The sequence below is a fragment of the Rhodococcus sp. (in: high G+C Gram-positive bacteria) genome (assembly GCF_049286785.1).
GTDB lineage: Bacteria > Actinomycetota > Actinomycetes > Mycobacteriales > Mycobacteriaceae > Rhodococcus_F.
The window spans coordinates 1-10300 of record NZ_JBAQEO010000121.1 but is presented as its reverse complement, the minus strand read 5'-3'; the positions used below and the strand labels follow the sequence as shown (position 1 = coordinate 10300).

The following is a 10300-nucleotide window of genomic DNA, read 5'->3' as shown; positions in this document are numbered from 1 at the left end:
CCAGCTGGTCGTAGAACACCACGGCCTGCCGCGGCGAGGCCAGCGCCGACAGGTTATCCAGGTAGTCGTGCGGCACGCCCGGCCCGCCGTGCAGGATCAGCAGCGGTGCGCGTTCGTCCGCGCCGCCGCCACCCAGACGGCGCGTCCAGATGCGCAGACCGTCTTCGACCGGAACGAAGCGCTCCTCGTCGACCATGATGCTCACGCTACGGAACATCATCGTCCCTCGCTTGTCCCGAGGCCGTCTTTCTCCGAGCAAGGTCGAGTAACTCTTCCGGATGATGTCGGTGATTGATCCGGGGTATCTGCCGAGGATCGATGTGCGGTGGCGGTATCCACTCGGTCCGCCCGGCGAACGCACTGCCCGCCGGGGCGGTGGTGGTGCTCCAGCCGCCGGCGCCCTCGTACACCTGCCCGTGGCAGGCGTCGCAGACCAAGGCCAGGTTATCGATATCGGTGGGACCCTGATCATTCCAGGCCACCACATGATGCACCGCACACATCGTCGCCGGAGCACCACACCCCGGCCGCGTGCACCCACGATCGGCCGCGATCAACGCCCACCGCTGATCCACACTCGCCAACCGTCGAGGCCGTCCCAGATGCAGCGGCCGCCCGTCGTGGTCGAATACCGCCAGCACCGGATACGCATCCTCGGCGAGGGCGAGCGCCTCCTTGATCGGCAACAACCCACCGCTGGCCGTGGTCGCCACGCCACCCGAGGCCTCTTCGAGCTGATCGAGTGTCATCGTGATGATCGCCGTCGCCGGCAACCCACGATGCGTCCCGAGAACTCCGGCCTCGAGCAACGCCCTGAACATCGCGGTGAGCGCATCATGATTGCGCTGCGCCGCGGTGCGGGTATCCCGCCCGGCCGCCGCGACCAGAACGGCAGGATCGACGCGGACCCCGTCACCGGCGGGCGACTCGGGATCGTCCGGGTTGTTCATCCCCGGCCGCGCCCACTTCGCCAGAATCGGATCGAGCAACGCCCGCGTGGTCGGATCGAGTTCACCGGAGATCTTCGACATCAACGCCGCATCCTGGCGGCTCATCGTGAACCCCCGCCGTACCGCCCGATCCTCGTCGTCCCCGAGATTCCCGTCCGGGTCGAGCCGGGCCGGCAACTCGTGCCCGGCGTTCTCCACATCCTCCGGGGTACCCTTGCGGGCCAACCCCGCCAGAATCGCCTCGGCGGCCGCAACATCGGCGGCGGGAACCGAATGCGGAACCTTCCGCATGATCGACCGGATGGCCCTTGCCTGCCCGGACCCGATCTCACCGGCACGCTGCCCGGCCGCGGTCTCGGGCCGCAGCGGCGGCATGTCGTGACCGGAAAGGGTGTGCCACACCCCCAGTTCGCGGGCCGCAGTCATCCTCGCCGACGCGTCACCACCCGAGATCCGCAGCACCTCGATCAGCAATGTGTTCGGGGAGTTGTACCCCAACGACCCCGGCAACGAGCGCTCCACCGTCTCCACTATCAACCGGTGCGAGAACGCGGTAACGCGGCGCAGCGAATGCTCCAGAGCGCGAAGCGAATCGATCACCTCCACACCCGACAGCCCGGTCAGGTCCGCATGGAGCAACCCCTCCACAGCGGCAGCAAGCATCGGCAAATGCTCGGCCACCCCATGCTCGGCTACCACATCGCATGTCGGCGTTTCCGCCGCCAACCCCCCGGTCGAACTCATGTGCGAATCGTACTGCGCCCCACCGACATGTTCCGGCCGGCAGGTTGCCCGGACCGCCCCTCACATCATTTGCCTCGGTTCATCACCTTGTCTGCCGCGGCCCAGTGTTCATCCGAAACCCACAGACGCGCAAAGGCTGCGACCGCCTCTTCGGCGGAGGCTCCTGCCATGACGCGCTTGATATCTGCCGACGCACCGTTGGCCAGCGACCTCGCGAGCGAGCGCCAGCCTTCCTCGAACGACGCCCGCGGCAGCACTCGGTCGATCAGCCCGAAACGTTCGGCTTCGGCGGCGTCGAGGATCGTTCCGGAGCCGGCCAGCATGAGGGCTCTGCCCCGTCCGACGAGTGCGGCCAGCCGCTCGGCGCCGCCCCATGCGGGCATGATCCCGAGCATGACCTGATTGAAGCCGATCTTGATGTCGTCGGCGGCCACACGGATGTCGGCGGCCACGGCGAACTCGGCCCCACCGCCGAGGGCGTGGCCGTTGAGCGCTGCAACGACGGGCGCGGGGAAATTTGCAACCTGATCGCAGATCGACCGCATCCGGCGAGCCATGTCCGACGCCTGCTCCAGCGTCCTGAGGCTGCTCAGTTCCTTGAGGTCACCGCCCGAGACGAAGGCCCGATCGCCGGCCCCCCTGATGACCAGCGCTCGCGCGCCGACCGCAGCATCGAGGGCCTTCTCCAACTGATCCATGGTGTCCGGCGCGATGGCGTTTCGGGCGTGGGGGCGATCGATGGTGATGACCGCAAACTCCTCTTCCAGCTCCAGATCGACCATGCGCTGTTCTCCATTCCGATATTGGCATTCTCTCTATTGGAGAATAACATGTCCCCCGTTGACGAATGTCAGCCGGAGCGACCCCCGACGCCGCGGTGTGGCCCTCGGCGCGGCTCCGCCACGGGTATTGGAGCTCTTACGATGCGGCACATCCCCACCGAACTGATCACGCGCTACGAAGAGGAGGGGTGGTGGACCAGGGACACCATCGGCGACCTGCTCGCCCGCGGCCTCGAGGCCGCGCCCGACACCGAGTTCCGGGTGCATTCGACCGTTCGACCCGGGACCGGAACATTCCGTGACGTCGAACAGGTTGCGCGCAGGCTGGCCGGCGGACTGCGTTCGCGCGGCGTCGGTCCAGGTGACGTGGTCGCCTTTCAGTTGCCCAACTGGATGGAAGCCGCGGCGGTGTTCTGGGCGTCGTCGTTCCTCGGTGCGACGGTGGTGCCGATCGTCCACTTCTACGGGCGAAAAGAGCTCGGCTACATCCTGAGTGAGACGAAGCCGCGCGTCTTCATCACCGCCGAGCGGTTCGGACGCACCGAGTATCAGCCCGACCTGAGCGCTGACGTACCCGTCGTGGGTGTGGTCGGACGCGATTTCGAGGAGCTTCTCGATGCGGAACCGATGACGGGAGTCGTCGCAACCGATCCGGCGGCGCCTGCCCTGATCGCCTTCACCTCCGGCACCACCCGCGCCCCGAAGGGCGTCATCCACAGCCATCAGACCCTGGGCTGCGAGACGCGTCAGCTGGCCGACCGCTACCCGCCCGACCGCGGCAAGCAGCTCACCGCCGCTCCCGTGGGCCACTTCATCGGCATGGTGAACGCCTTCCTGATCCCGGTACTGGACGGCACGGCGGTGAACCTCTCCGACATCTGGGATCCGGCGCAGGCACTGGCGCTCATGATGAGCGATGGACTCACGGTCGGGGGCGGCGCCACCTACTTCGTCACCAGTCTCCTCGACCATCCCGATTTCACGCCCGAGCATCTGCGGTACATGAAGTACGCGGGCCTCGGCGGGTCGTCCGTCCCCGCGGCGGTCACCACCCGGCTGGCGGATCTCGGCATCACCGTGTTCCGCGCGTACGGCAGTTCGGAACACCCCTCCGTCACGGCCTCGGCCCACACCGCACCCGAAGACAAGCGGCTCTTCACCGACGGAGACGCGCTGCCCGGTGTCGAGATGCGGCTGGCAGAGGACGGCGAGATCCTGAGCCGAGGGCCCGATCTGTGCATCGGCTACACGGATCTCACCCTGACCGAGGCCGCCTTCGACGCCGACGGCTGGTATCACACCGGAGACATCGGCACGGTCGACGAGGACGGTTACCTGACGATCACCGATCGCAAGGCGGACATCATCATCCGCGGCGGCGAGAACATCAGCGCACTCGAGGTCGAAGAGGTTCTGCTCGCCATACCCGGAGTCGCGGAGGCGGCGGTGGTCGCAGCCCCCGACGCACGCCTCGGGGAACATGCTGCGGCAGTCCTCCGCCTCAAGCCCGGACACGCCATGCCCACCTTGGACGACATGCGTGCGCACTTCGAGCGGGTCGGCATCGCCAAGCAGAAATGGCCCGAGGAACTGCACCAGGTCGACGACTTCCCGCGGACCGCCAGCGGAAAGATCCAGAAATTCTTGGTTCGGCAGGATATTGCGATGCTTGAAACAAGAGAATAGTATTCTCACAAACGAAAGGAAGGATCTCATGACACCGAAAGAGTTGCCGTACCAGCTGTTCGACGCAGACAATCACCTGTACGAGACCGAGGAGGCACTGACCAAGTTCCTCCCCGAGAAGTACAAGGGAGCGATCAAGTACGTCCAGGTCGAGGGTCGTACCAAGATCGCGATCCGAAACCAGATCAGCGAATACATCCCCAACCCCACCTTCGAGGTGGTCGCGCGACCCGGCGCCATGGAGGACTACTTCAAGAACGGCAACCCCGAGGGCAAGAGCAAGCGCGAGATTTTCGGCAAGCCGATGAAGTCGATCCCCGCCTTCCGTGAGCCCGCCGCGCGCCTCGAACTCATGGACGAGCTCCAGATCGACCGCACCCTGATGTTCCCGACGTTGGCCAGCCTCATCGAAGAGCGCATGCGCGACAACCCGGAAATGATCCACGCGGTCGTCCACTCGCTCAACCAGTGGCTGTACGAGACCTGGGGATTCAACTACAAGGACCGCATCTACACCGTTCCGGTCATCAGCCTGCCCATCGTCGAAAAGGCGATCGAAGAGCTCGAGTGGGTCGTCGAACGCGGCGCCAAGGCGATCCTCGTCCGCCCCGCACCGGTACCCGGCTTCAAGGGACCGCGGTCGTTCGCCCTTCCCGAGTTCGACCCGTTCTGGAAGCGTGTGGTCGAGCTCGACGTGCTGGTCACCCAGCACTCCTCCGACAGCGGCTACGCACGCTACAACCAGGATTGGGAGGGCAGCTCCGATGAGATGCTCCCGTTCGTGACCAACGCGTTCCGGATGGTCAGCGAATGGCGTCCGATCCAGGATGCGGTCACCTCGTGGGTGTGCCACGGCGCTCTGTTCCGCTTCCCCGAGCTGCGGATCGCGGTCATCGAGAACGGCGCGAGCTGGCTGCCGCACGTTCTGCAGACCCTCGCCGACGTCTACAAGAAGGCCCCCGAGGGCTTCGGCATGCAGGACCCGGTCGCGGCGATCAAGCGCAGCATTCACGTCAGCCCGTTCTGGGAAGAGGACTTCAGCAAGCTGACCGCCCTCATCGGTGCCGAGCGAGTGCTGTTCGGTTCCGACTACCCGCACCCGGAGGGTCTGGCGGAGCCGACCACCTACATCAACCACATCCAGCACCTCCCCTTGGAGGACCAGAAACTGGTCATGGGCGGCAACCTCGCGAGGCTGCTGAAGGTATGACCTGGAGGACCATCCCCGAGATGGTCCTCACCGTGGGCGACCGATTCGGCGATGCCGAAGCGGTCGTCGACGGGGACCTCCGGATCACCTTCACCGAACTGGCCGATCGAGTCCGGCGCGCCGCGGGAGCATTCGCCTCTGCAGGCGTCGACAAGGGCGATCGGGTCGCGATCTGGGCACCCAATTCCGCCCAGTGGATCATCGCAGCGTTCGGCCTGCTCACCGCAGGTGGTGTACTGGTACCGGTCAATACGCGGTACAAGGCGGATGAGGCGAACGACATCATCCGCCGGAGCGGCGCGAAGATGGTGCTCGTCCAGAAGGGATTTCTCGGTCTGGACTTCACCGCACCGCACGATGTGCCGGTGATCGACCTGAAGTCCGAATTCCTTTCCAGCGGTGCACCGTTCGAATGCGCTGTGAACGGCGAGGACATCGCGGACATCATGTACACGTCCGGAACCACCGGACGGCCCAAGGGTGTCATGATGAACCACCGCCAGACGCTCAGGATGTTCGCGGAGTGGTGCGATCTGGCCGACCTGCGCGAGGGCGACCGCTATCTGATCGTCAACCCGTTCTTCCACATGTTCGGGTACAAGGCCGGCCTGATCGCATCCATGATCCGCGGCGCCACCGTCCTGCCGGTGCCGGTGCTCGACGTCGACGAAGTTCTGGCGCTGGTGGAACGGGAGAAGGTCACCATGCTCCCAGGGCCGCCCACGCTCTATCAATCGCTGCTGTCGGCGCAGGGACGTCATGACCTGTCGTCCCTGCGTGCCGCGGTGACGGGGTCTGCGGACATCCCGGTGGAACTCATCCGGCGGGTCCGCAGCGAACTGCCCTTCCACACCATCATGACCGGCTACGGACTGAGCGAGGGCGGGACGGCCACTGCGTCACGGCCGGGAGATACGTTCGAGCAGATCGCCACCACAGTCGGAACCCCCTGTGACGGGATCGAAGTGCGCATCGCAGACGACGGCGAAGTGCTGATCCGGGGATACAACGTCATGCAGGGATATCTCGACGATCCGGTGGCGACCGCGGAGACGATCGATCCGGACGGCTGGCTCCACACCGGGGATCTCGGAAACCTGGACGGCGGCGGACGCCTGCGCATCGTCGGTCGCAAGAAAGACATGTTCATCGTGGGCGGTTTCAACGCCTACCCTGCCGAGATCGAGGGCTTCTTCCTCGAGCACCCGGCCGTCGGGCAGGTCTCGGTGATCGGGATCCCGGACGAGCGGCTCGGCCAGGTGGGGAAAGCTTTCGTCGTGCCGAAAGGTCCCGTCACAGAAGAAGATCTGATCGCGTGGGCCCGGAAGCGAATGGCGGGTTTCAAGGTGCCGCGTGTCGTCGAGCTTCTCGACGCACTACCTCTCAACGCCACCGGCAAGGTGATGAAAGACCAACTGAAGTCTCTGCAGTAACACCCCGGTAGACCCTGCCGGGATCGGAGGATCCCGGCGCCCGGACAAAATCGACCCACCCCTGATCGAAGGAGCGTGCGATGGACGACAACAATGCGATGCTGTCATTCGCCGTCAAGTGGCGGCATTGGGGCGGCGGCCCCGACGAGGACATCTTCATCGAATTCGGGATCCCACCACATCAGTTCTTCCACCGACTGCGGCGACTCCTGACGAACTGCGGGAGCCAGCTCCCGCCGCACGTGGTCGAGCAGCTCATCGAAATCTGCGACGACAGAATACAGATTCCCACAGCGCGAGTGGCATGACCGGCGGGGGTAACCCCGCCATCAATACACAGGTTCACCCAGAACTTTCGGGGTCACACTCCGTTGGAAGGACAAATTAATATCATGGACGCAGGAAGTATGCGGTCCCTGCAAATCAGGAACTGGCGGCTCTCCTACAAGCTCGCTGTCGTCCTGGTTGTTCCGCTACTCGCCGCCGGCGCCCTCGGTGCACTGCGGGTCTCCACCCAGCTCACCGAGGCACGTCGGTTCTCCTCGCTCTCCGAGCAGGTTGCCGTCGTCCCTGCACTCCTGGACCTCGCCCGCGTGGTCGTCAATGCCTCGGTCGTCACCTCGACCGGGATGACGCAGGTCCAGCCGGAGCAGGCTCCCGATTCGACAGCCCACGTCCGGGCTCTGGCCGACAGCAGCAATCTCGCCCCGGAAATCGCCGAGAATCTCTCCGTGCTCCTCGAGGACGGCGAGGCGCTCGGCTCCGCCACACAGGGCGGCGGCCTGTCCCCCGCGGAACGCAGCCAGCGCATGAGCGACTTCCTGGTCCGGTGCGAAGCGACGATCCGCACCCTCCTCGACCTCACCGAGAACACCGAAGTACTGACGGCGGGAAGCGATCTCTTCAACACGTGGTCGGCGCAACGCACGATGGTCGACCAGATGAATGCGTTCTTCTCCATGACGGAGGATTCCGACGCGACCCACCTGACGGCCGAGAATGCCATGAACTCCGAGCAGTCGAAGCTGTCTCTGCTCCAGGGCACACCGGTCGACCGCGGTCAGATCAGCGGGATGCTCGAGAGCATCGCGGCGCGCCGGGTGCTGACCGAGAACTTCAAGGACGATGTCGGTTCGCTGGGCCAGCTGCAAAAGGCACTTCTTTCCTCCGCCCAGCCTTACCGCGACGTCATGCTCGCGGCCTCCGGTCAGGTCACCGACACGCTCGACCGGCTCACTGCCGAGGCCCGATCGGCGGCCCTGCGCGACAGCATCATCGTCGTCTCGATCCTGGCCGCCGCACTGGCCGTGACGCTGCTGGTCGCCCGATCCCTCTCCATTCCCATCCGGCGACTTCGCGACGGCACACTCAGCGCAGCACGCCACGAACTCCCCGCCGCGATTGCCGCGATCAAGGACGGCGCCGACGTCAGCAGCGTCGCGCTCGCCCCGATCGACGTCCACACCGACGAGGAGATCGGCGAACTCGCCCGCGCCGTCGACTCGGTGAACTCCGAGGCTTTGCATCTGGCCGGCGAGCAGGCACACCTCCGTCAGCAGGTCGCGGTGATGCTCGAAACCCTCGCGCGCCGCAACAAGACACTGGTCGAACAGCAGCTTTCGCTCATCGACTCGCTCGAGTACGACGAGAAGGATCCGGCGCGGCTGCAGAGCCTGTACGCACTCGACCACCTCGCGGCACGGATGCGACGCACCGGCGACTCCCTGCTCGTCCTCGCCGGAACCCGGTCGCGTACGCGCGGTGCTCCCGCCCCCCTCGGAGACGTGTTGCGCGGTGCTGTTTCTCAGGTCGAGAACTATCAGCGGGTGCGGATCGGCCACATCCCGCACGGATCCCTCGTAGGTGCCGCCGTCACCGACGTCGTCCATCTGGTCGCCGAACTCGTCGACAACGCCCTGCGGGCCTCCCCGCCCGACAGCGGGGTCACCTTCACATTCTCACCCGCTGTCGACAACGGACTGCTGCTGGAGATCTCGGACTGCGGCATCGGCGTGCCTCCCGCCACCCTCGACAGCATCAACTCCCGACTCACCGCCGGCGACAATGCGCAAATCAGCGCGCCGCGTCAGATGGGCCTGTTCGTGGTGGGACGTCTCGCCGCCCGCAACGGCATCAGCGTCCACTTGCGCCCGACGTTCGATTCGGGAACCAATGCCGGTATCACCGCGTCCCTCTACTTCCCGGCCTCGCTGCTCGACGGAGTCCATTATTCTGCACCGGAATTCACGATGGACAGGCCACGGCGTCTGCGCCTACCCGACGAGTACGCACCGATCGACTCATGAACACTCCCACCCTTCCGTCAGGTACCGACGTAGGCCGCGAGGTGCTGTCCGGTGAGGGTGGAGCGTGCGGCGACCAGGTCCGCCGGCGTTCCCTCGAAGACGATCCGGCCGCCGTCGTGGCCGGCGCCCGGGCCGAGGTCGATGATCCAGTCGGCGTGCGCCATCACAGCCTGGTGGTGCTCGATGACGATGACCGACTTGCCTGAGTCGACGAGCCGGTCGAGCAGGCCGAGTAGCTGCTCGACGTCGGCGAGGTGCAGGCCGGTGGTCGGCTCGTCGAGGACGTAGACGCCGCCCTTCTCGGCCAGATGGGTGGCCAGCTTGACCCGTTGCCGCTCGCCACCGGACAGCGTCGTGAGCGGCTGGCCCAGGGTCAGGTAGCCGAGCCCGACGTCGGCGAGCTGCTGCAGAATCTTGTGAGCCGCCGGGATCCGCGCCTCGCCGGCGCCTAAGAATTCCTCGGCCTCCGCCACCGGCATCGCGAGCACCTCGCTGATGTCCTTGCCGCCGAACCTGTACTCGAGCACCTCGGCCTGGTACCGCTTCCCCCCGCACTCCTCGCAGGTGGTGGCGACGCCGGCCATCATCGCCAGGTCGGAGTAGATGACACCGGCGCCGTTGCAGCCGGGGCAGGCGCCGTCGGAGTTGGCGCTGAACAGCGCCGCCTTCACGCCGTTGGCCTTCGCGAATGCCTTGCGGATCGGGTCGAGCAGTCCGGTGTATGTCGCCGGGTTGCTGCGCCGGGAGCCCTTGATCCCGCCCTGGTCGATGGACACCACCCCGTCCCGCCCGGCCACCGAACCGTTGATCAGCGAGCTCTTGCCGGAGCCGGCGACGCCGGTGAGGACGACGAGCACCCCGAGCGGGATGTCGACGTCGACGCCGCGCAGGTTGTGCGTGCCTGCGCCACGCACCTCCAGCACCCCGGACGGTGGCCGCACCGACGGCTTCAGCGAGGCGCGGTCGTCCAGGGCAGTCCGGTGATGGTGCCGCTGGCGCGGAGCCCGTCGAGGGTGCCCTCGAATACCACCTCGCCGCCGGAGGTTCCGGCGCCGGGCCCGAGGTCGATCACGTGGTCGGCGATCGCGATCGCCTCCGGCTTGTGCTCCACGACCAGCACGGTATTGCCCTTGTCGCGCAGCTGCAGCAGCAGGGCGTTCATCCGCTCGATGTCATGGGGGTGCAGGCC

General features: G+C 66.1%; 7 protein-coding genes and 2 pseudogenes. 5 read left to right on the top strand and 4 right to left on the bottom strand.

The annotated features are described in order from the left end of the window. From WAW17_RS04805 to WAW17_RS04795, 3 genes and pseudogenes are all read right to left on the bottom strand, one after another. Positions 1-205: pseudogene (locus WAW17_RS04805) on the bottom strand (hypothetical protein); the annotation flags it as partial. Between the two features lies 1 nt (position 206). Beyond that, positions 207-1694 (bottom strand): DUF222 domain-containing protein, encoded by a 1488-nt coding sequence (locus WAW17_RS04800; protein WP_422331865.1) that lies wholly within the window; start codon positions 1692-1694, stop codon positions 207-209. Positions 1695-1759: 65 nt separating this feature from the next. Next, complete coding sequence (locus WAW17_RS04795; protein WP_422331864.1) at positions 1760-2476, bottom strand: enoyl-CoA hydratase/isomerase family protein; 717 nt, start codon at positions 2474-2476, stop codon at positions 1760-1762. A gap of 141 nt (positions 2477-2617) precedes the next feature. On the opposite strand from WAW17_RS04795, the gene WAW17_RS04790 reads away from it, so the two are divergent. The 5 genes from WAW17_RS04790 (at position 2618) to WAW17_RS04770 (ending at position 9111) form a co-directional block, all read left to right on the top strand. Further along, positions 2618-4162: an AMP-binding protein gene (locus WAW17_RS04790; RefSeq protein ID WP_422331863.1), complete on the top strand. Its 1545-nt coding sequence runs from the start codon at positions 2618-2620 to the stop codon at positions 4160-4162. 28 nt (positions 4163-4190) lie between these two features. Further along, positions 4191-5372 carry an amidohydrolase family protein gene (locus WAW17_RS04785; RefSeq protein WP_422331862.1) on the top strand — a complete coding sequence of 394 codons (1182 nt, stop codon included), beginning with the start codon at positions 4191-4193 and terminating at the stop codon, positions 5370-5372. After that, complete coding sequence (locus tag WAW17_RS04780) at positions 5369-6805, top strand: FadD3 family acyl-CoA ligase (RefSeq protein ID WP_422331861.1); 1437 nt, start codon at positions 5369-5371, stop codon at positions 6803-6805. Before WAW17_RS04785 ends, WAW17_RS04780 begins: the two co-directional genes overlap by 4 nt. Before the next feature lie 80 nt (positions 6806-6885). Next, complete coding sequence (locus WAW17_RS04775) at positions 6886-7113, top strand: hypothetical protein (RefSeq protein ID WP_422331860.1); 228 nt, start codon at positions 6886-6888, stop codon at positions 7111-7113. A gap of 84 nt (positions 7114-7197) precedes the next feature. Beyond that, on the top strand, positions 7198-9111 hold the full coding sequence (locus WAW17_RS04770) for a sensor histidine kinase (protein ID WP_422331859.1): 1914 nt from the start codon (positions 7198-7200) through the stop codon (positions 9109-9111). Positions 9112-9128: 17 nt separating this feature from the next. Here WAW17_RS04770 and WAW17_RS04765 read toward each other — a convergent pair. Further along, positions 9129-10300: pseudogene (locus WAW17_RS04765) on the bottom strand (ATP-binding cassette domain-containing protein); the annotation flags it as partial.